Source organism: Streptomyces sp. NPDC015346, assembly GCF_043078785.1.
Taxonomy (GTDB): Bacteria; Actinomycetota; Actinomycetes; order Streptomycetales; family Streptomycetaceae; genus Streptomyces.
This window is the reverse complement of the sequence record NZ_JBIBTW010000011.1, coordinates 68,038-88,310: the sequence shown is the minus strand read 5'-3', so window position 1 is coordinate 88,310 and position 20,273 is coordinate 68,038. Positions and strand designations below refer to the sequence as shown.

The following is a 20,273-nucleotide window of genomic DNA, read 5'->3' as shown; positions in this document are numbered from 1 at the left end:
CCTCTCTCGCCCCCCGAGGACGGCAACGGGCGTCCGTGGGTTGCCTGGTGAGGGCGACGACGTGGTACGCGCCCGGTGTCCGGGGTGAGTTGCGCACCCCAGAGCGGGAAGAACCATCACGAAAGGGGCGCGACAGGTGACCCGTCGCGCCGAGGTTTTCCGCCGAGGGGGGTAGGCCCGCGCCCCACCCTTGTTATACGTTCCGTCTAACAGCTTGCTAGACGTCACGTCTAACAAGCGAGGGTGGCGTGCGGCGGCCCTCACCTCGTCGCGCGGGCACGCGAGGGGGCGAGGGCGGCCGGCGTCGAGTCGATCTCTCGATTCAAGGAGCCGCACCATGGCAAGCAGCACCGTTCGCCCGGAGACCCAGGACCGGAGCGCCGAGCAGGACGTCGCCCGGCGGCTGCTCGACTCGGCCGCGAAGCTGTCGTACGACCCGGCCACCGAGGTGGACTGGGACACCCCGCTGGACAAGGACTTCCACGGCGCGAGCCCGGAGTGGAGCACCCTCTACGGCACCGCGTACTGGGCGGAGTTGACCGACGCGCAGCGCAAGGAGCTGACCCGCCAGGAGGCCGCGTCGGTCGCCAGCACCGGCATCTGGTTCGAGATGATCCTGCAGCAGATGGTGCTGCGCGACATGTACGCCAAGGATCCCACCTCCCCGCGCTTCCAGTGGGCGCTGACGGAGATCGCCGACGAGTGCCGGCACTCCATCATGTTCGCGCGCGGCGCCGCGAAGCTGGGCGCTCCGGCCTACCGGCCGCGGCGCATGGTGGTCGAACTGGGCCGCGCCTTCAAGACGCTCGCCTTCGGCGAGGCCGCGTACGCCGCGATCCTGGTCGCCGAGGAGGTCCTCGACGTCATGCAGCGCGACTGGATGCGGGACGAGCGGGTCGCCCCCTTCGTCCGCACCATCAACAACATCCATGTCGTGGAGGAATCACGGCACATGAAGTTCGCGCGCGACGAGACGCGCAAGCGACTCCGGCGCGCCGGCCCGCTGCGCCGGCAGCTCAACGCGTTCGTCGTCGCCATCGCCTCCTACTACATCGTCACCAGCATGGTGAACCGGAACGTGTACGCGAACGCCGGTCTCGACCCGGCGCGCGCCCTCGCCGAGGCGCGGGCGAACGAGCACCACAAGGCCCTGATGCGCTCCAGCTGCTCGGGGCTGATGGACTTCCTCGCCTCCGCCCGGCTGCTCACCGGGCCGGCGCTCTTCTTCTACAAGCGCGCCCACCTGATCTGACGCCGACAGCGCCACCGCCCTCCCCTCCCCCTTTCCTCCGACCGACCGAGCCGGGCTGACGACATGACCTACGCCATCACCCAGACGTGCTGCAGCGACGCCACGTGCGTCGCCGTGTGCCCCGTCAACTGCATCCACCCGACCCCGCAGGAACGGGCGTTCGGCAGCACGGAGATGCTCCACATCGACCCCGCGACGTGCATCGACTGCGGGGCGTGCGCGGACGCCTGCCCGGTCGACGCGATCTTTCCCGTGGACAGCCTCTCCGCGCCGCAGCGGGAGTACGCCGCCATCAACGCCGCCTACTTCGCGGACAAGGAACCCGAACCGGCCGACCACGGGCCGAACTTCCACTCCTGGGGCGAGCCCGTCTTCGACCGCGGCCTGCCGTCCGACTTCGCACCGATCCGGGTCGCCGTCGTCGGCACCGGGCCGGCCGGGATGTACGCCGCCGAGGACCTGCTGCTGCACACCAACGCCGAGGTGACGCTGGTCGACCGGCTGCCCGTGGCGGGCGGCCTGATCCGGTACGGCGTGGCGCCGGACCACCCCGCGACCAGGAAGGTGGGCGACACCTTCGCCCGGTTCCACACCCACCCCCGCGTACGGATGCACCTGGGCGTCGAGGTCGGCGAGGACATCACCGCGGAGGAACTGGCCGCGCACCACGACGCGGTGGTGTATGCCGTGGGCGCCTCGGCCGACCGCCGGCTCGGCATCCCGGGCGAGGACCTGCCGGGCAGCATCCCGGCGACCACGTTCGTCTCCTGGTACAACGCCCACCCCGAGGTCCCGGCGGACGCGGTCGCCCTGACCGCCGAGCGGGTCGTCGTCGTCGGCAACGGCAACGTCGCCCTCGACGTGGCCCGCATCCTCGTCACGGACCCGGCGTCGCTGGCCGGCACCGAGATCGCCGGCCACGCGCTCGCGGCCCTGCGCGACGCCCGGGTGCGCGAGGTGGTCCTGCTGGGGCGGCGCGGCCCCGAACACGCCGCGTACACCGCCTCCGAGCTGCTCGCCCTCACCCACCTGCCGGGCGTGGACCTCGTCGTCGACGACCACGACCCGCGGACCGGTGCGACGATCGACGGCTCGGTCGCGGGCGCGGGCGGGCACGAGAAGGCCGCTCTCCTGCGAGGGCTTCCGCGCGAGACGGTGGACTGGTCGCGTACGCCGGTGCCGGAGCGCCGTCGCATCGTCCTGCGCTTCCACTCCGCACCCCTGGAGGTGCTCGGCGAGGACGGCGTCAGGGGCGTACGGGTCACGGAGGCGACGGCGGAGGCGGGGGAACGGGAGATACCGGCCGGCATGTTCCTGCGGGCCGTCGGCTATCGGGGTGTTCCGGTGGCGGGGCTGCCCTTCGACGAGGCGAGCGGCACGGTGCCGCACCAGGGCGGCCGGGTGTCCGGGATGCCGGGGACCTACGTCGTCGGGTGGATCAAGCGGGGCCCCTCGGGCGGGATCGGGGCCAACCGCACCTGCGCCGCCGAGACCGTCGGCACGCTCCTCGCGGACGCGGTCGCCGGGGCCCTGCCCGCGCCGTCGCGTCCGCCGAGGGCGTTCCACCGCCTCGCCCGCAGGCGCGGCCGCCGACGCGGCAGGGGCTGAACGCGCGGCGGGCGGGCCGGGCCAGGTGGGCTGGGGTTGGCCGGGCTCAGTCGACGACCTTCTGCCACGCCGTCGTGCCGAGCAGTCCGGTCTCCCCCACGTCCAGGCCGCCCTCCGGTTCGACGGTCTGCCGCTCCGCCCCGGCGGCCGGGCCGATCTCCACGTACACGCCGCTGCCCCGCAGCGTCGCCGCGTCGACGGCCGAGTAGCGCCAGACGAACACACTGCGCGCGGACTCTCCGGGCGCGAGGGTCATGGGGTGCGGCCCCGGGTCGTCGAGCTGGGTGATCGGTTCCGGCCCCTTGAGGACGGTGACGTCCATGCGCTCGTTCTCGACGTCCCGTACCCGTACATCGGGATAGCCGTTCAACCGCCGCGCACCGCCACCGCAGTTGGTGAGCGTCACCGGCATCGCCCGGAGCCCCATGGCGGCGTTCACCGCGCCCGTCGACACCTTCACCCCGCTCGCCGGGCAGCCCGTCGGCGTCACAGACGGCTCGGCGTCCGTCTCGGCCGGCGCCGCGGTGGGTGGCGGTGGCTCGGGCGAGGCGGCCGCTCCCGTGCGCTCGGGGTCGGCCTCACGGTCGATCTCCGCCGCGAGCCCGCACCCGCCGGTCAGGAGTGGCCGCCACGGCCACCCCCGCGCCCGCCACGCGTGCGCGCCGCACCGATATGCCGGTCACTCGAACCGCGTGGTGTCGCCCGCTCCCCTGCGGACGATGTCGAGTTCGCCGCCGGAGAAGTCGATGACCGTCGTCGGCTCGGTGCCGCAGTCGCCCGAGTCCACCACGACGTCGACCACGTGGTCGAGCCGTTCCTTGATCTCCCAGCCCTGGGTCATCGGCTCCTCCTCGTCGGGCAGGAGCAGGGTGCTGGAGAGCAGCGGTTCGCCGAGTTCGGCGAGCAGGGCCTGCGCGACGGCGTGGTCGGGGATCCGGACGCCGACCGTCTTCTTCTTCGGGTGCAGCAGCTGGCGCGGCACCTCTTTCGTCGCGGGCAGGATGAAGGTGTACCTGCCGGGCGTCGCCGCCTTGATCGCGCGGAACACGTCGTTGTCGATGTGCACGAACTGTCCGAGCTGCGCGAAGTTCTCACACACGAGGGTGAAATGGTGACGGTCGTCGAGGTTCCGGATGGACCGGATCCGGCTGATGCCGTCACGGCTGCCCAGTCGGCATCCCAGGGCGTAACAGGAATCCGTCGGATACGCGACGAGCGCGCCGGACCGGATGCTGTCCGCCACACTGCTGATGGTGCGCCGCTGAGGATTCTCGGGGTGCACGTCGAAGTACTTCGCCATGCGGGCAGTCTAGGTCGAGGGTGGGACCGGCCCGGGACGGCGGGCCGGTGCGCCGGGGCGCGCCGGGGCGCTTCGGCGTACGCGCGACAGTCAGGCGTCAGGCGTCAGGCGGCGAGGCCCAGTTCCTGGCGCACCACGATCGCGTTGAGCCGGATCGTGTAGGGGGCGATGTCCCCCGTCCGCAGCGCGCCGGCCCTCTCCTTCTCCAGGCCGACGGTCACGTCGATGCAGAAGGCGATGGCGTACATGTGCTCGCCGGTCTCCTCGTCCTGCAGGGCGAAGAACAGGTCCCGGTAGTAGCTGGTGTGTTCCGGGCCCTCGTCGTAGTACGAGAGGCCCGGCTCGCCCTCCTGCGCCGCGAGTCCGGTGAAGGCGTGGACGAGTTCCTGCTCGATCGTGTCCCAGAAGGAGGCGTCGGCGAACTCCGCCGGAAGGGCCTGGCGCACGGCCTCCTTGAGGGAGAGCACCATGACGACGACCGGGGCCTCCTCCTGAAGTCCCCAGCCGCGGACCATCTTCACGACGGTGCTGTCGGGGATGGCCGCGGCCGCCTGGCGGATGTTGTCGAAGTCGAAGTTGACGGTCGCCGGGGCGATCGCCTCCTGGAACAAGCGGTCGATGGCACGGGCCTGTTCGAGATGGTCCGGTGCCACCTCGATGACGGTTTTGAAACTGGCGGCCATGTCTCCTCCTGCGGTGATCAAAGGCGATCAGATGTCGATCAGGTGTTGGTAGGGGTGATCAAGCGGGGTCAGTATGCCGAGCGGGCGCGCGGGCGGCGAGGTCGTCCCGCCGTACGGACGGCCGCTCCCGGCCGTGGGCCGAGGTCGTGGCGAGGGACAGCCATGGTCTTGTCGATCCGGCGCGTTCCGCGCACATTGACGGGCATGACGATCGTTGTGCTGGTGGGCACGCTGGACACCAAAGGGCTGGAGTACGGCTGGCTGCGCGAGCGGCTGCTGTCGCGGGGCGTCGAGGTCGTGGTGGTGGACACCGGGATCGTGGGAACCCCGCGCATACCCGCCGACGTGCCGCGCGCGGAGGTGGCGCGGGCGGCGGGGGTGGATCTGGAGCGGCTGCGCGCGGAGGGCGACCGGGGCGCGGCGGTGACGGCGATGGCGCGGGGCGCCGCCGAGGTCGTGCGGCGGCTGCACGCGGAAGGACGGCTGCACGGGGTGCTCGCCCTCGGCGGCAGCGGCGGTACGTCGATCGCGACCCGGGCGATGCGGGAACTGCCGCTCGGGGTGCCGAAGGTGATGGTCTCCTCGATGGCCGCCGGGGACGTCTCGCCCTACGTCGGCTCGGCCGACATCACGATGATGTACAGCGTGGTGGACATCGCCGGCGTCAACCGCCTCTCCGCCCCCATCCTCGCGAACGCCGTCGACGCGGTCGCCGGCATGGCGAAGGGGTTCGCCGCCGAGCCCCGGGCCGTACACGCCGCCGAGCTGCGCGAGGACGGAGCGGGCGGCGACGGAGCCGGCGACGGCGGGCCGCTGATCGCGGCGAGCATGGCGGGCGTGACGACGACCGGCGTCGACGCGGCGCGCGAGCGAATGACCGAGCACGGCTACGAGGTGCTGGTGTTCCACGCCAGCGGGTCCGGCGGGCGGACCCTCGAATCGCTCGCCGAGCGGCAGCTCTTCGCGGGCGTACTCGATCTGACGCTCTGCGAGATCGCGGACGAGCTCTTCGGGGGCATTCTGACGGCGGGTCCCGACCGGCTGCTGGCCGCCGGGCGCCGCGGGGTGCCGCAGGTGGTGAGCCCCGGCGCCCTGGACCTGGTGAAGTTCGGCCCGCTCGACACCGTCCCCGCGCGCGTCCGCGACCGGGACGTACGGGTGCACAACCCGTCCATCTCGGTCGTCCGTACGACGGCGCGGGAGTGCGCCGAACTGGGCACCCTCGTCGCCGCGAAGCTGCGGGCGGCGACGGGGCCGACGGCGGTGTGCCTGCCGTTGCGCGGCCTGTCCACGCTGGGGGCGCCGGGCGGTCCGTACCACGATCCGGCGGCGGACGGGGCGCTGTTCGGCGCCCTGCGGGACGGGCTGAGGGGGAGCGCGGTCGACGTGGTCGAGATCGACACGCACATCGGCGACCCGTCGTTCGGCCGGGCCGCCGCCGATCTGCTCCAGCGGCTGATCGCCGACGGGAAGGTCCGTTGACCGTCGGCGGTGACCCCGACGGGAGCCCCCGCGCCCTGCGCTCCCCCGCCCGTCAGCCGGGCAGGTCGGCCAGGCGTCGCCGGTCGAGCGGGGAGGAGCGGCGGTCGAGGCGCTCCTCCAGGAGGTGGCGGGCGGCGTCGCTCTGACCCGCCTCCATCAGCGCGTACAGCAGGGTCTCCTCGACGACCTCGCGCTGCGCGGCGCTGCCGCCCACCTTGCGCAGGGAGGGCACGAGCGCCCGCAGTCCGGACACCGCGGCCGTCCACCGCTCCTCCAGGACGGCTTCGAGGGCGCGGCACAGCGGGACGACGACCTCCCGCTGTACGGGATCGGCTCCGGCGGCGTGGGTGCGCAGCCGGCGCAGCGCGGGCAGGTCGCCCGCCGCCGTGAGGGCGACGGCGCTGTGGAGCGCGGTGAAGGCGGTCGCGGGCCGCTCGACCAGATCGCGGGCGACCGCGTCGAGGACCCCCTCGACGGGCATCCGGCCCGTCCAGTTGCGGGACATCCTGGCCCGCCACAGCAGGGACCCGGAGTCGACCAGTGCCCGGACGCCGTTCACCTGGCGAGGGGCCAGCTGCGCGAACCACCGGCGGCGTACGGCCGCGGAGTCGTCCAGGGCGAGCTCGTGCAGCGCCACGTGCCAGGAGAAGTGCGCCCGGTGCACGGCTCCCCTGCCCTGGCCGCCGATCCAGCCGTCGAGCCAGTCGCGGCCGTCGCGGTGGGCCCCGGACTCGTAGTGCACGTGGGCGAGGGCGTGCACCGCGTGGCCGGAGGCGGGCTCGGCGGCCAGCGCCACCCGGGCGAGGGCGCCCGCCTCGTCGATCCGGCCCTGTTCCTGGCGGACGAAGGCGAGGAGCGAGGTGTGGAACCAGTGGCCGTCGTAGGCGGGCGCGGTGTGTTCCACGAGCCGCAGCGCGAGGGAGCCGTCGAGGTCGCCGACGCCGGCGAAGGCGATCGTGGGGACGGCGATGCCGAGCGCGAAGGCGTCGCCGGGGAATCGGTCGAGGTGGTCGATGAGCGCCCGGTCGGCGTCGTCGGCCGAGGCGGTGCCGCCGTCGTGGGCGCGGACGCGGCGGGTGACGACGTCGACGAAGGAGCGTTCCCGTTCGTCGCCGCGCTCGGCGGCGCTGCGCCGGGCGTCGGCGAGCGCGCGGTTGACGTCGACGTCCGCGCCGCACTCGTGGCCGAGCAGGGCGAGCGCGGCATGGCCGAGGGCGAAGCCGGGGTCGAGTTCGACGGAGCGGGCGAAGGCCTCGGCCGCCTTGGCGCGTACGGTCACGACCCGGCCGAGTCCGGTGCGGAAGGCGGTGGCCGCGGCGGCGTGGGTGGAGAGCGGCAGCCCGAACTGGTCGGTGGGCCTGCGGCGGCGGGCCGCGCGGGCGGGGGTGAGCGGTGCGAGGACGGCTTCGGCGATCTCCTGGGCCTGGACGCGGATCTCCGGGATCGCGGTCGTCTCCCACAGCTCGCCGCGCCGGGGCGCGCCGAGCGTGAACAGCGGCCGCGCGGTGCGCCCTCGGGCGTCGAGGAGCCGGCCCGCGTCGGTGGCGACGCCGATGCCCAAGGGGCCCGGCACCGCGAGGCCGTCGGCGAGCAGGCCGCCCCAGAGCGGGTCGCCGGCGGAGTCCATCCGGAGTCCGGGCCCGGTGCAGTCCACCACCCGGGCGACGGTCAGTTCGCGGCCGTCGGCGAGTCGGACGGCGAGCCGGCCGTCCGCCAGCGGCTCGGCGGCGGCGATCCGTCCGGCGTGGATCCGCAGGCGGTGGGCGGCGCGGGCGCGGGTGACGGCTTCCGCGGTGGCCGGTGCCATGCGGTGGCGGTGGACGTTCCAGCGGGTGGCGTCGCGGGCGAGGAACTGGGCCCGCTCGTCGTCGGTGAGGCCCTGCCAGAGCGCGGCGATGCCGGGGCGCAGTCCGTCGAGGGCGGGCCGCCAGTCGCCGTGGTCCCGCAGGACGGCGGCGATGTGCCGGCGTAGTGCCGTACGGAGCCGGTGGATCGGGAGGGCGCCGAGACCGGGCGGAGGGGGTACGGGCGGCAGCGGGGCGACGGCGTGCGGCCGGGGCAGGAGTCCGCTTCGGGAGACCGCGTGCACGGTGCGGCCGGGCCGGTCGAGGACGAGGGCGAGGTCGACGGCGGTCAGGCCGGTGCCGACGAGCAGGACGTCGTCCGCCGGGCCCACCGCGTCGAGGGCGCCGGGCGCCCAGGGGTCCGCGATGAACCGGTCGGAGCCGCGCAGTGCCGCCGGGGCCCAGCCGGCCGTGCCGGCGGCGGGCCCGGTGGCCAGGACGACGCTGTCGGCGGTCACGGTCCCGCCGTCGGCGAGCGTGAGCGCGAGGCGCCCGTCGGCCGTGTCGGCGCAGCTCCTCGCCGTCGTCCGCAGCCGGCGCACGGCGACCGTGCCGTGGGCCGTGATGATGGCGCGTCCGAGGGTGTCGGCGAGGTAGGAGCCGAAGCGGTGGCGGGAGGCGAAGTCGGCGGCGGTGACGGTGGATTCGCCGTGGCGGCAGAGCCAGCGGCGGAAGTGTCCCGGGTCGTCCGGGTAGCAGCTCATCCCGCCGACGGGCACGTTGAGGCGGTGCTCGGGGACCTCGGTGGCGTAGGCCGTGCCCCGGCCCGCCTCCGCGGCGGGGTCGATCAGGACCAGGTCGAGCGGGGTACGTCGCCGGGCCGCGGCTTCGCACAGCTGGACGGCGACGAGGGCGCCGGCCGCGCCCGCGCCGACGACTGCCACGGTCGATCGCTGAGGGGCGGACACCACAGACGCGACGGGAACCACGGAAACCTCCGAGCCAAGGCGGGTGGTGCACGGTGAAGTTCGGGAAGTTCACTATGTCGATGGACAATGTGGAATGACAAGCCCGCCCCGTCGGCGGTGAGGGAGTCGGATCGCTTTCGCGCCAACCGTGAGACATTGAGGCGGTGAGGATCTCAGCGAGAACGGACTACGCCCTGCGGGCCATGGCGGAGCTGGCCTGTTCGCCCGAACGGCCGCTGAAGGCGGAGGAGATCGCCGGCCGCCAGGACATCCCCGTCCGCTTTCTCTTCGTCGTTCTCAGCGAGTTGCGCCAGGCGCGGCTGGTGCGGAGCGTGCGCGGCCCGGACGGCGGCTACTCACTGGCCGCGCCGGCGGCGGAGATCACCCTCGCCGATGTCATCCGGGCCATGGACGGCCCGCTCGTCAGCGTGCGTGACCTGAAACTGACGGGTCTCGAATACCAGGGCGCCGCCGCCCCGATGCCGGACGTGTGGCGCGCCGTCCGGGCGAGCCTGCGCCACGTCCTGGAGGGCACGACCCTCGCGGATCTGGCGGCGGGGACCCTGCCCGAGCTGGTACGGGAACGGGCCCGCGAGTACAACGACGACGTGCGGACCTATCCGTAACGCCCGGTGCGGGCCCCGGACGGCCTCGGGCTGCCCCGGTCCCTGCCCGGCCCGGCCCCCGACCTCGCTCCTCCACGACCCCTAGGGAAGGAACACCCCAGCATGCCGATGTTCGACCCGATCACGCGCAGGCTCCGGCGCCTCTTCGAGGTCCTCGACTCAGACCAGGACGGATTCGTCACCTGGTCCGACCACCGGCGGATCGTGGAGGCGTACGCCGCCGGTTACGGACTGGCCTGGGACGACGACAGGATCCGGGCCTTGGAGAAGGCGTACTGGGCGCTGTGGCTCGGACTGCTCACCCAGTCGGAGCCGGGGCGGGAGCAGCTGGACCAGGACGAGTTCGTCGCGGCCCAGCGGGCGGTGGGCTACGACGCGCACCGGCCCGAGCTGCTGGAGAACTTGGCGGAGGCGGTCTTCCGCATCATGGACACCCAGGGGGACAAGCGGGTCAGCCGGGACGAGTTCGCCGCCTACCTCTCCGTCTGGGGCGTCTCCGGCGAGGAGGCCCCGGTGGTCTTCGAGCGTCTTGACCTGGACCGTGACGCGTACATCTCCCAGCGGGAGATCGCCAGGTCCCTTCGCGCCTTCCACCTTCACAACGACGATCTCAACACGCCGGGCGGCATCTTCCTGGGCGTCCACTGACCCCACCCCGCCCCTCGGGCGGCGTGGGTGATGCGCGGTGGGCCGTCGTGTGGTCGGATCGGCGTCATGGACCTCGCAGAGGAGAACGACGGGCCACCACCGGGGCCCGCCCCCGGCAGTCGACGCCAGGCCGCCCGGCGGACCGTCGCGAGTCGGATCGTGGACCGGGCGGAGCTGGCGGAGTTCCTCGACATACTGGATCTGCGGCCGGAGGTCGATCACCTCTACCCCGGTACGGAGGCCGAGACGAAGGAGCGTCGCGGCCCCCGGCGGGCGCGGTAGCGCAGGAGCGCGGAGGCACGGAGGCACGGAGGCCGGCCCCGTCGCGCGGGCCGGTGCGCGGCGGGCCCGCGGGAACGCCCGGGGCCGGTCGACGGCCGGCACCGCCGCCATACGGCCGCCGTACCGCCGCCGTACGGCCGTCCCGCCCGTACACGTGGACGAAGCCGCCCTCCTCCGTGCTGCCCTCGACCCCTCCCCCTCCCCCTCTACCTCCCCGAGTGTCGACCGTCACATTCGGCATGGAATGCGTCCGTCCGGTCAGGTACCAGCGGCAAGGGTGCGCCACTGCGGCGCTGACCAGGAGGAACGAGAAGCATGCCCGAACTCTTCATCGGCGGAGCCTGGCGATCCGCGCTCGACGGGCGGACCCGGGAGATCCGGTGCCCCGCCGACGGCGAGCTTGTCGCGGTCGTCGACGAGGCCGGCGCCAAGGACACCGTCGAGGCGATCGCGGCCGCCCGCCGCGCCTTCGACGAGGGCCCGTGGCCCACGACGCCGGCCGCGGACCGCGGCGACCTGCTGCTGCGCGTCGCCGACCTGCTCGTCCGCGACAAGGACGCGCTGGCCCGCGCGGAGTCCCTCGACACCGGCAAGCGGCTGGTGGAGAGCGCGTACGACATCGACGACATCGTGAACTGCTTCCGCTACTTCGGGCGGCTCGCGGCGGCCGAGACCGGCCGGGTGATCGAGACGGGCACGGCGCACACCGACAGCAGGGTCGTGTACGAGCCGGTCGGCGTGTGCGGACTGATCACCCCCTGGAACTATCCGCTGCTCCAGACGGCGTGGAAGGTGGCGCCGGCGCTCGCCGCGGGCAACACCTTCGTCCTGAAGCCGAGCGAGCTCACCCCGCACACGGCGATCCATCTGATGCGTCTGCTCGCCGAGGCCGGGCTGCCGGACGGGGTCGCCAACCTCGTCCTCGGCGCGGGCCCGGAGGCGGGTGCGCCGCTCGCCGACCACCCGGACGTCGACCTGCTCTCGTTCACCGGTGGGCTGCACACCGGCCGCCGGCTGATGGCGGCGGCCGCCGGGACGGTGAAGAAGGTCGCGCTCGAACTCGGCGGGAAGAACCCGAACATCGTCTTCGCGGACGCCGACTTCGAGACGGCCGTGGACATGGCGCTGACCGCCGTGTTCCTGCACTCGGGGCAGGTCTGCTCGGCGGGGGCACGGCTCCTCGTGGAGGACTCCCTGCACGACCGCTTCGTCGACGAGGTGGTGCGCAGGGCCCGGGAGATCCGGCTCGGCGGGCCCTTCGACGAGCAGGCGCGGACCGGGCCGCTGATCTCGGCCGCCCATCGCGCGAAGGTCGAGGCGTACGTCGCGGCCGGGGTGGCCGAGGGCGCGGTGCTGCGCTGCGGCGGCGCCCGGCCGGAGGGCGCGGAGTACGACGCGGGCTTCTACTACCTGCCGACCGTGCTCGACGAGTGCCGCTCCGGCATGTCGGTGGTGCGGGAGGAGTCCTTCGGCCCGGTGCTGACCGTGGAGCGGTTCCGCGACGAGGACGAGGCGGTGCGGCTGGCGAACGACACGATCTACGGCCTGGCGGGCGCGGTGTGGACCTCCGACGAGGGCCGGGCGGGGCGCGTCGCGGCCCGGCTGCGGCTCGGCACGGTGTGGATCAACGACTACCACCCCTATCTGCCGCAGGCGGAGTGGGGCGGGTTCAAGCAGTCCGGTACCGGGCGGGAGCTCGGCCCGGCCGGCCTCGCGGAGTACCGCGAGACGAAGCACATCTGGCGCAACACCGCTCCGGAGCCGCAGGCCTGGTTCGCCTGAAACGTCCCCTCTCGATCAGGAGTCGACCCATGGCAGCAACCGCTCCCACCCCTCCACCGACGCCGGGCGACGACGCGGAACTCACCGAGTTCGGCTACCGTCCCGAACTCAAGCGCACGCTCGGCAACTTCCACACGTTCGCGGCCGGCATCTCGTACATATCGATCCTCACCGGTACGTTCCAGCTCTTCTACTTCGGTTACGCCAGTGGCGGCCCCGCCTACTGGTGGTCCTGGCCGATGGTCTTCGCCGGGCAGTTCATGGTCGCGCTCTGCTTCGCCGAGCTGGCCGCCCGCTACCCGGTGGCGGGCTCCATCTACAACTGGGCCAAGAAGGTCGGCAACGGGCACGTCGGCTGGCTCGCCGGCTGGATGATGCTCATCGCCTCGGTCGTCTCGATCGCCGCCGTCGCCCTCGCCTACCAGCTGACGCTTCCTCAGATCTCCTCCGTCTTCCAGTTCGTGGGGGACGGGACGGGGACGTACGACGTGGCGACGAACGCGGTGGTCCTGGCCGCGGGCCTGATCCTCTTCACCACGGTCGTCAACGCCTTCGGCGTGAAGCTGATGGCGCGGATCAACACGGCCGGTGTCTTCCTCGAACTCATCGCCACGGTCGTACTGATCGTGCTGCTCGCGGTGAACGTCGTGCGCGGCCCGCAGGTCGTCACCGAGACGGCCGGCACCGGCTCGGGCCAGTCCTTCGGCTATCTCGGCGCGTTCCTGATCGCCTCGCTCGCCTCGGCGTACGTGATGTACGGCTTCGACACCGCGGCCTCGCTCGGCGAGGAGTCCCTCGACCCCTCGCGCAACGCGCCGCGGGCCATCATCCGGGCCATCGTCGCCTCGTTCGTGCTCGGCGGGCTCATCCTGATCCTCGCCCTGATGAGCGTCTCGAACCTGCGGGGCGAGAAGCTGTCCACCGACGGGCTGCAGTACGTCGTCCTGGACGTGCTCGGCCCGACGGCCGGCAAGGCGATGCTGTGGTGCGTGCTGATCGCGGTCACCGTCTGCGCGCTCGCCGTGCACACGGCGGCGGTCCGGCTCGCCTTCGCCATGGCGCGGGACAACAACCTGCCCGCGTCCTCGCGGATCGCCAAGGTCAGCCCGCGGTTCGGCACCCCCATCCTGCCCACCGTGATCATCGGCGTCCTCGCGCTGGCGATCCTGCTGGTCAACATCCGCCAGCCGCAGATCTTCACGGTGGTCACCAGCATCGGCATCGTCATGATCTACGTGGCGTACCTGCTGGTCACCCTGCCGATGCTGGTGGCGCGGCTGCGCGGCCGGTGGCAGCCCGCCGACGGCAGGTTCTCGCTGGGCCGTTGGGGCCTTCCCGTCAACATCCTGGCCGTGCTCTGGGGCGGGGCCATGACCCTCAACCTCATCTGGCCGCGCGCGGCCGTCTACAACGCCGCCGAGCCGTACCACTGGTATCTGCGCTGGGGCGCGGTCCTGTTCGTCGGCGTGACCGCGCTCGGCGGCTTCACCTACTACTGGTTCGTCCAGCGGCACTGTACGGGCGTCCTCGCGGAGCACGCCGCCGTGGCGCCCCGTGAGCCTGCCGCACCGAAGGCCGCACCGAAGGAGGTCACCCCCTCATGACCGAAGAGTTCGATGATGTCTTCGACTACGTGGTGGTCGGCGGCGGTACGGCCGGCAACGTCGTCGCGGCGCGGCTGAGCGAGGACCCGTCCGTCACGGTGTGCGTCCTGGAGGCGGGTCCCAGCGACGTCGGGGACGACAACGTCCTCAGACTGGAGCGGTGGATGGGCCTGCTGGACTCCGGCTACGACTGGGACTACCCGGTCGAGCCGCAGGTCAGCGGCAACAGCTTCATGCGGCACGCCCGCGCCAAGGTGCTCGGCGGCTGCTCCTCGCACAACTCGTGCATCGCCTTCTGGGCCCCGGCGGAGGACCTGGACGACTGGGCGGCCGCGGGCTGTACCGGCTGGAGCGCGGCGGACCTCTTCCCGCTCTACCGCAGGCTGGAGAACAACGACGCTCCCGGTGACCACCACGGCCGGTCCGGGCCGGTGAAGCTGCGCACGCTCAAGGGCGGCGACCCGTGCGGCACGGCCCTGCTGGACGCGTGCGCCGAGGCGGGCATACCGACGACCCCGTTCAACACCGGCTCGACGGTGGTGCGGGGCGCGAACTGGTTCCAGATCAACGCCGACGAGAACAACATCCGGCAGTCCTCGTCGGTCGCCTACCTCCACCCGGTGATGGGCAGGCGCCCCAATCTCGAGGTCCGGACCGGGGTACGGGCGAAGAACCTGGTCATCGAGGACGGGCGCTGTGTCGGCGCGCGGTACCTGGACCCGGACCTGATCCACACCCGTACGGTCCGCGCCCGTCGCGAGGTCGTCGTCTCGTGCGGCTCCATCGACACGCCGAAGCTGCTGATGCTCTCGGGCATCGGCCCCGCGGAGCACCTGCGGGAGGTGGGCGTGGACGTGCTCGTCGACTCCCCCGGTGTCGGCGAGAACCTCCAGGACCACCCCGAGGGCGTCGTGATGTGGGAGGCGAAGCAGCCGATGACCACCACGTCCAGCCAGTGGTGGGAGGCGGGCATCTTCTACGACACGGAGCCGGGCCTCGACCGGCCGGACCTGATGTTCCACTACGGCTCGGTGCCCTTCGACATGAACACCGCCCGGCACGGCTATCCGACGTCCGAGAACGCCTTCTGCCTCACGCCGAACGTCACCCGGGCCAAGTCGCGCGGCACGGTACGGCTGCGCACGCGCGACTACCGCGACAAGCCGAAGGTGGACCCGCGGTACTTCACGCACGAGCACGACGTCCGGGTGATGACGTACGGCATCGAGCTGGCCCGCCGGATCGCGTCCCAGCCGGCGCTGTCCGGGTGGGCGGGGGCCGAGCTCGCCCCGGGCCCCGACGTCCGCACCGCCGACGAGCTGCTCGACTACATCCACAAGACGCACAACACCGTCTACCACCCGGCGTGCACGGTGAAGATGGGCGCGGACGACGACGCCTCGGCGCCGCTCGACGCGCGGCTGCGGGTCAAGGGGGTGCGCGGGCTGCGGGTCGCGGACGGCTCCGTGATGCCGGATCTCGTCACCGTCAATCCGTGCATCACGACCATGATGATCGGCGAGAAGTGCGCCGATCTGCTACGCGCGGACGCCTGACGACGACGCCCGACCCGGCACGCTGCCGGGTCGGGCGCGGTCGGTCTAGAAGGTCAGGTTCCAGGCGTCGATGCGGCCGGTGTCCTGGCTGGCGTTGTCGTTCACGCGGAGCTTCCAGACACCGTTCGCGACCTCCGAGGAGGCGTTGACGGTGAAGGTCGTGGCGATGTTGTCCGCGCTGCCGCCGGTCCGGTTGTGCACCGTGTAGACGGTGCCGTCCGGGGCGACCAGGTCGACCTTCAGGTCACCGATGTAGGTGTGCTTGATGTCCACGCCGACCTTCAGCGTGGCGGGCGCGTTGCCCGTCACCCCGCTGACCGTGATCGGGCTCTCGACGGTGGCGTTGTCGGCGACGGTGACGTCGGTGAGGTTCTCGAAGTACTTTCCGGGCGGCGGGGTGAAGCCTCCGACGGCCTTCAGCGCGTCGGTCTGGCCCTCGCCGAAGAAGCCGTTCTTCGCCGTCGTGCCGGTGCAGCGGCTGTCCGAGGGGCAGGCGACGTCGTTGGCCTGCGTCGCGAGCCGGCCGCGGATGTCGGCCGGGGTGAGGGCCGGGTCGACGCTCACCATGAGCGCGGCGACGCCCGCCACGTGCGGGGAGGCCATCGACGTACCGCTCTTGCTGCCGTACTTGCCGCCCGGCAGCGTCGAGTAGACACCGGAGGCGCCGTCGCCGCCGGGGGCCGCGATGTCGATGACTCCGTTACCGAAGTTGGAGTACGAGGCCTTGACGTTGCCGCTGCCCATGGCCGCGACCGTGACGACGCCCGGGAGCTCGGTCGGGATGTCGACGCACGCGTTGGTGATGGTGCGGGTGACCGGCGTGGAGTCGTTCGGGCTCTCGCTGTCGGTCGTCTTGTTCGCGAGGTCGTAGTTGGAGTTGCCGGCCGCGGCGATCTGGAGGGAGCCCTTGCTCTCGGCGTACGCCTGGGCGCGCTTGACGCCCTCGATGATGGCGGCCTGGTCCACGTTGTCGGGGCAGTTGAACTGCCACGGGTCCGTGTAGTAGCTGTTGTTGGTGACCTTGAAGCCGTGGTCGCCGGACCACATGAAGCCGCAGATGGTGTTCTCGGCGAAGAACAGGCCGCTCGGCTTCTCGGCGATGCGCACCGAGGAGATCTTCACGCCGGGCGCGACGCCGATGACGCCCTTGCCGTTCTTGGCGGCGGCGATGGTGCCGGCGACGTGCGTGCCGTGGGTGTCGATGTCCCGCCAGGCGCCGGCGCGGGTGTCGGCCTTGCCGTAGGCGCAGGAGACCGAGTCGGCCGCGTTGAAGTTGGGCGCGATGTCCTGGTGCTGGTCGTCCACGCCGGTGTCGAGCACGCCGACCTTGACGGCGGCGGAACCGGTGGTGACCGCCCAGGCCTGGTCGGCCTTGATCTGCGTCATGTCCCAGCGGTTGGACTCGGTGAGCGTCGTGGCCGACTGCGCGGGGTTCGCGGGGAGCGCCGGGTTGTAGGCGTCGGCCGGTACGTCGGACGTACGGGTCGCTCCGACCTGCTGGACGCCGCTGACCGCGCGCATCGCCGAGGCGAAGGTCGTCGACGTGGAGTGGGCGACGATCACGCCGATCGCGTCGTACGCGGCGAAGACGGAACCGCCGTTGTTCGCGACGGCGGTGCGTACGGCGGTGGTGTCACCGGGAGCAGTGATCACCAGGTACGCGCGGGTGCCGGCGGCCCATGCGGCCGGGGCCGCCACGGTCGCGACCCGGGCCGCCGAGGCGCCCGAGGGCTCCGGGGTGGTCGACTCGGCGGCCTGGGCGAATCCGGCGGGGGCGGCGAGCACCATGGTCGCGCCGAGCGCGGCCGCGGCCAGAGCGGAGTGTCTCAGCCGGCTGGATATGTGGGAAAACATTGCGTCCTCCGATGGCCCGGTGGCGCTGATGGCGCCGGCTCCGGACCTGCGATGTGTGGGGTGGACGCAAGATCGCAGACGATGCGGTGCGGAAGGAAGTGTTCTGTCCGACAAGCCCGTTGCCGTTACAGACTGTTGACCTGACGGCGGGGCGATCAGGGCGGGTATCGCCCCCGGTGGGCGCTTCGTTCCGACCACTCGCGTACGGCTAAGGTGGGCCCGTGCGGGTGCTGTTGGTCGAGGACGACGAGGACTTGCGTTTCGGGGTGGCCGCCGCGCTGCGTGCCGCCGGGTTCGCGGTCGACGAGGCCGTGGACCTCCCGCAGGCGGACGAGGCGCTCTTCGTCACGTCCTACCACTGCGTGGTCTTCGACCGGATGCTGCCCTCCGGCGACGCCGCCGCGTACGTCGCACGGCTGCGCGCCGGCGGCGCGGCCGTGCCCGTGCTGTTTCTGACGGCCCGTGACACGGTGGCCGACCGGGTCGGCGGTTTCGCCAGCGGCGGGGACGACTATCTGGTGAAGCCGTTCGCCGTGCCCGAGCTGGTGGCCCGGGTGCGGAGCCTGTGCCGCAGGGCGGCCGTCGTCCGGCCTCCCGTCCACCGGATCGGCGACCTGGAGATCGACACCGCACGGCGGCAGGTCCGCCGCGCGGGCGTGCTGCTCACGCTCACCGGGCGGGAGTTCGCCGTCCTGGAGGTCCTGGCTGCCCGCGCCGACCAGGCCGTGTCGCGGGCGGAGCTGATCGAGAGCTGCTGGGACGAGATGGCCGAGCCGCGGTCCAACGTGCTGGAGGTGCTGGTCTCCCAGCTCCGCCGCAAGCTCGGGGACCCGCCGCTGATCCTGACCGTGCGCGGGGTCGGCTACCGGCTGGCTCCCGGGGAGCGCCCGGAGCCCGGGGAGCGCCGGTGACGGTACGCCGGGATCCGACCCCCACCGGCCGGGTGCGCCGGCTGCGCCGGAGGATCACCGCGCTGTTCGCGCTCACCAGCGCCGTGGGGCTGGTCTCGATGGCCGTCTTCGCCGTGCGCAGCGACGACACGCGGTGGCGCGAGCAGCTCGACCGGTCGATGAACCTCGACACCACGCAGGCGATCAGCCTCCTCACGTACGACGAGGAAGACCGGCTGGACAGCCGGGACCTGGTCGAGACCATGGACACGGACTGCCCGCCGCTGACCGTCTTCTCGGTGCCCCGGGACCGCTCCGCGGGCCCCGTCGTCGACTTCGCCCCGGACCGGCCCTGCCTCATCGGACGCCCCGCCGACGTCCGGGCGGCGGCCGAGACCGCCGTCCGTACGGAGGACGTCGTCGCCGTCGACCGGCGGACGGCCGACGGACGGCCGGTCCGCCTCTTCGCCGAGCCCTTCTTCGCTCCGGACGCGGAGGGCGACACGGGCCGGGACGGTGTCGTGGTCACCGTGTACGACACGTCCTCGGCGCTGGCCGACCACCGTCGTACGGCCTGGCTGCTGAGCGCCGGCTGCGCCGTCCTGGTGTGCCTGTCGGCCGCCGTCGGGCATGTGCTGTCCGGGCGGGCGATCCGTCCGGCGCTGACGGCGCTGCGGCAGCAGGAGTCGTTCCTCGCCGACGCGGCGCACGATCTGCGCACGCCGGTCGCCTCGCTGCGGATGCTCGCGGAGACGGCGCTGCGCGGGGACACGGACGGCACCGAGGTGCTGCGCCGGACGCTGCGGCTCGCGGACGGCATGGGCGGCCTCGTCGACGGGCTGCTCACCCGGGCGCGGCTGATGTCGGGGGTGCAGACGCTCGCCCGCGAGCCGCTGCGGCTCGATCAGCTGGTGGAGGCGGTCGTCGAGGACAGTCCCGCGGCGGGGCACAGGGTGGCGGTACGGGCCGAGGAGACGGTCGTGACGGCCGACCCCGACCTGGTGCGCCGCGCGGTGGCGAACCTCCTTGGCAACGCGCTCGCCCACGGCCACGCCCCCGGCGTCCCCGCCGACGTCCGGATCGAGGTGGCGTCGGGGCCGCACGAGGCGACCGTCACGGTCGACGACGCCGGTCCCGGGCTGCCTCCCGGCGTCGCGGACTCGCTGTTCGAGAGGTTCCGCGCCGGGTCGGGGTCGACCGGGCTCGGGCTCTCCATCGCCTCCTGGGTCGCCCACGCGCACGGCGGGAGTCTCTCCGCCGGCCCGGGCGGGCGCGGCGCCGGTGCCCGCTTCGTCCTGCGGCTGCCCACGGGCGGCCGGCCGCCCGCCCCGGGCCTCAGTAGGGCCGGGGGGACATGATCTGGGGTTCGGCGCCCTCCACCTCCAGGACGCACCGCGGGACGCCGGGGCCGGGCGTCGCGCGGACCGTGACCGGGGTCGGGGGGTCGGTGGGCAGCTCGACGCGCACGTTCACCGGACGGTCGCCGCCGGTGGTGGCGTACCCCGTCTCCTTGCCGTCGACGAGGACCTCCACCACAGCGGTGTGGCCGGTCTGCACGGTGACGCTCACGGAGTGCCCCGCGTGGTCGGTGTGGAAGTGGTGGCGTCGTCTCATGGGCTCGTCTCCCGCCGGACAGGGCCGTCGAACGGCCCCTGATCCAGCGTAGCCGTCACCCGAACAGCGGCGCTCCGGACGTGCAAACCCCCTTCCCTCCGGTGCACTGGAGAGGCAACCGTCCGCCGAGCATGGAGACGACCATGTACGAAATGCACGTCGGCCTCGCGGCCCCGGACGGGGTCTTCGTCTGGCACGTCGCCGCCATGGGCACCGCGACCGCCCTCTGTGGTCAGTCCCTCCACGAGGAGCACCTCGAAGAGCGCGAGAGGACCGACCGTCACTGCACACCCTGCATGAGCTCGTTCCAGGAGCTGATGAACGCCGCCCGGCGCTGACG

18 protein-coding genes are annotated in these 20,273 nt (G+C 72.8%); 12 read left to right on the top strand and 6 right to left on the bottom strand.

Annotated elements, in window-relative coordinates; all coding sequences use genetic code 11:
- Nucleotides 1-337 precede the first annotated feature (337 nt).
- A complete protein-coding gene (locus ACF06X_RS31515; RefSeq protein ID WP_392290716.1) occupies nucleotides 338-1,252 on the top strand; it encodes a diiron oxygenase in 915 nt (304 codons plus the stop codon).
- Nucleotides 1,253-1,315: 63 nt separating this feature from the next.
- Complete coding sequence (locus tag ACF06X_RS31510) at nucleotides 1,316-2,860, top strand: FAD-dependent oxidoreductase (RefSeq protein ID WP_392290715.1); 1,545 nt, start codon at nucleotides 1,316-1,318, stop codon at nucleotides 2,858-2,860.
- A gap of 46 nt (nucleotides 2,861-2,906) precedes the next feature.
- Here the strand turns inward: ACF06X_RS31510 and ACF06X_RS31505 are convergent, their stop codons facing one another.
- From ACF06X_RS31505 to ACF06X_RS31495, 3 genes are all read right to left on the bottom strand, one after another.
- Nucleotides 2,907-3,350, bottom strand: a complete 444-nt coding sequence (locus tag ACF06X_RS31505; protein ID WP_392290714.1) for a DUF4232 domain-containing protein — start codon at nucleotides 3,348-3,350, stop codon at nucleotides 2,907-2,909.
- A 189-nt stretch (nucleotides 3,351-3,539) separates the two neighbouring features.
- On the bottom strand, nucleotides 3,540-4,160 hold the full coding sequence (locus tag ACF06X_RS31500; RefSeq protein ID WP_392290713.1) for an L-threonylcarbamoyladenylate synthase: 621 nt from the start codon (nucleotides 4,158-4,160) through the stop codon (nucleotides 3,540-3,542).
- Between the two features lie 104 nt (nucleotides 4,161-4,264).
- Nucleotides 4,265-4,843: a Type-2Aa cytolytic delta-endotoxin gene (locus ACF06X_RS31495; protein ID WP_392290712.1), complete on the bottom strand. Its 579-nt coding sequence runs from the start codon at nucleotides 4,841-4,843 to the stop codon at nucleotides 4,265-4,267.
- A 204-nt stretch (nucleotides 4,844-5,047) separates the two neighbouring features.
- Between ACF06X_RS31495 and ACF06X_RS31490 the strand changes: the two genes are divergently transcribed.
- Complete coding sequence (locus tag ACF06X_RS31490) at nucleotides 5,048-6,325, top strand: Tm-1-like ATP-binding domain-containing protein (RefSeq protein WP_392290711.1); 1,278 nt, start codon at nucleotides 5,048-5,050, stop codon at nucleotides 6,323-6,325.
- Between the two features lie 52 nt (nucleotides 6,326-6,377).
- Here the strand turns inward: ACF06X_RS31490 and ACF06X_RS31485 are convergent, their stop codons facing one another.
- A complete protein-coding gene (locus tag ACF06X_RS31485; protein ID WP_392290710.1) occupies nucleotides 6,378-9,053 on the bottom strand; it encodes an FAD/NAD(P)-binding protein in 2,676 nt (891 codons plus the stop codon).
- A 188-nt stretch (nucleotides 9,054-9,241) separates the two neighbouring features.
- Between ACF06X_RS31485 and ACF06X_RS31480 the strand changes: the two genes are divergently transcribed.
- The 6 genes from ACF06X_RS31480 to ACF06X_RS31455 all read left to right on the top strand — a co-directional run bounded on the left by ACF06X_RS31480 (nucleotide 9,242) and on the right by ACF06X_RS31455 (nucleotide 15,575).
- On the top strand, nucleotides 9,242-9,703 hold the full coding sequence (locus ACF06X_RS31480) for an RrF2 family transcriptional regulator (RefSeq protein ID WP_392290709.1): 462 nt from the start codon (nucleotides 9,242-9,244) through the stop codon (nucleotides 9,701-9,703).
- 102 nt (nucleotides 9,704-9,805) lie between these two features.
- Entirely contained in the window at nucleotides 9,806-10,351 is a 546-nt protein-coding gene (locus ACF06X_RS31475) for an EF-hand domain-containing protein (protein ID WP_392290708.1), read from the top strand.
- A 66-nt stretch (nucleotides 10,352-10,417) separates the two neighbouring features.
- Nucleotides 10,418-10,633, top strand: coding sequence for a hypothetical protein (locus tag ACF06X_RS31470; RefSeq protein ID WP_392290707.1), 216 nt, complete (start codon nucleotides 10,418-10,420; stop codon nucleotides 10,631-10,633).
- A 315-nt stretch (nucleotides 10,634-10,948) separates the two neighbouring features.
- The gene (locus tag ACF06X_RS31465; protein WP_392290706.1) at nucleotides 10,949-12,415 is read left to right on the top strand and encodes an aldehyde dehydrogenase family protein; all 1,467 of its coding nucleotides are present in this window, start codon (nucleotides 10,949-10,951) and stop codon (nucleotides 12,413-12,415) included.
- Between the two features lie 29 nt (nucleotides 12,416-12,444).
- Nucleotides 12,445-14,019 carry an APC family permease gene (locus ACF06X_RS31460; protein WP_392290705.1) on the top strand — a complete coding sequence of 525 codons (1,575 nt, stop codon included), beginning with the start codon at nucleotides 12,445-12,447 and terminating at the stop codon, nucleotides 14,017-14,019.
- Entirely contained in the window at nucleotides 14,016-15,575 is a 1,560-nt protein-coding gene (locus tag ACF06X_RS31455; protein ID WP_392290704.1) for a GMC family oxidoreductase, read from the top strand. Before ACF06X_RS31460 ends, ACF06X_RS31455 begins: the two co-directional genes overlap by 4 nt.
- 45 nt (nucleotides 15,576-15,620) lie before the next feature.
- Here ACF06X_RS31455 and ACF06X_RS31450 read toward each other — a convergent pair whose 3' ends face one another.
- Nucleotides 15,621-17,429, bottom strand: coding sequence for a S8 family serine peptidase (locus tag ACF06X_RS31450; protein ID WP_392290703.1), 1,809 nt, complete (start codon nucleotides 17,427-17,429; stop codon nucleotides 15,621-15,623).
- Between the two features lie 227 nt (nucleotides 17,430-17,656).
- Here ACF06X_RS31450 and ACF06X_RS31445 point away from each other — a divergent pair, with 227 nt between their 5' ends.
- Complete coding sequence (locus tag ACF06X_RS31445) at nucleotides 17,657-18,340, top strand: response regulator transcription factor (RefSeq protein WP_392290797.1); 684 nt, start codon at nucleotides 17,657-17,659, stop codon at nucleotides 18,338-18,340.
- Complete coding sequence (locus tag ACF06X_RS31440) at nucleotides 18,337-19,677, top strand: sensor histidine kinase (protein WP_392290702.1); 1,341 nt, start codon at nucleotides 18,337-18,339, stop codon at nucleotides 19,675-19,677. The genes ACF06X_RS31445 and ACF06X_RS31440 overlap by 4 nt, the downstream gene beginning before the upstream one ends.
- Here ACF06X_RS31440 and ACF06X_RS31435 read toward each other — a convergent pair.
- Nucleotides 19,655-19,933, bottom strand: a complete 279-nt coding sequence (locus ACF06X_RS31435) for a hypothetical protein (protein WP_392290701.1) — start codon at nucleotides 19,931-19,933, stop codon at nucleotides 19,655-19,657. The two genes, ACF06X_RS31440 and ACF06X_RS31435, sit on opposite strands and share 23 nt — an antisense overlap.
- A gap of 143 nt (nucleotides 19,934-20,076) precedes the next feature.
- Between ACF06X_RS31435 and ACF06X_RS31430 the strand changes: the two genes are divergently transcribed.
- Entirely contained in the window at nucleotides 20,077-20,271 is a 195-nt protein-coding gene (locus tag ACF06X_RS31430; RefSeq protein ID WP_392290700.1) for a hypothetical protein, read from the top strand.
- Nucleotides 20,272-20,273 lie beyond the last annotated feature (2 nt).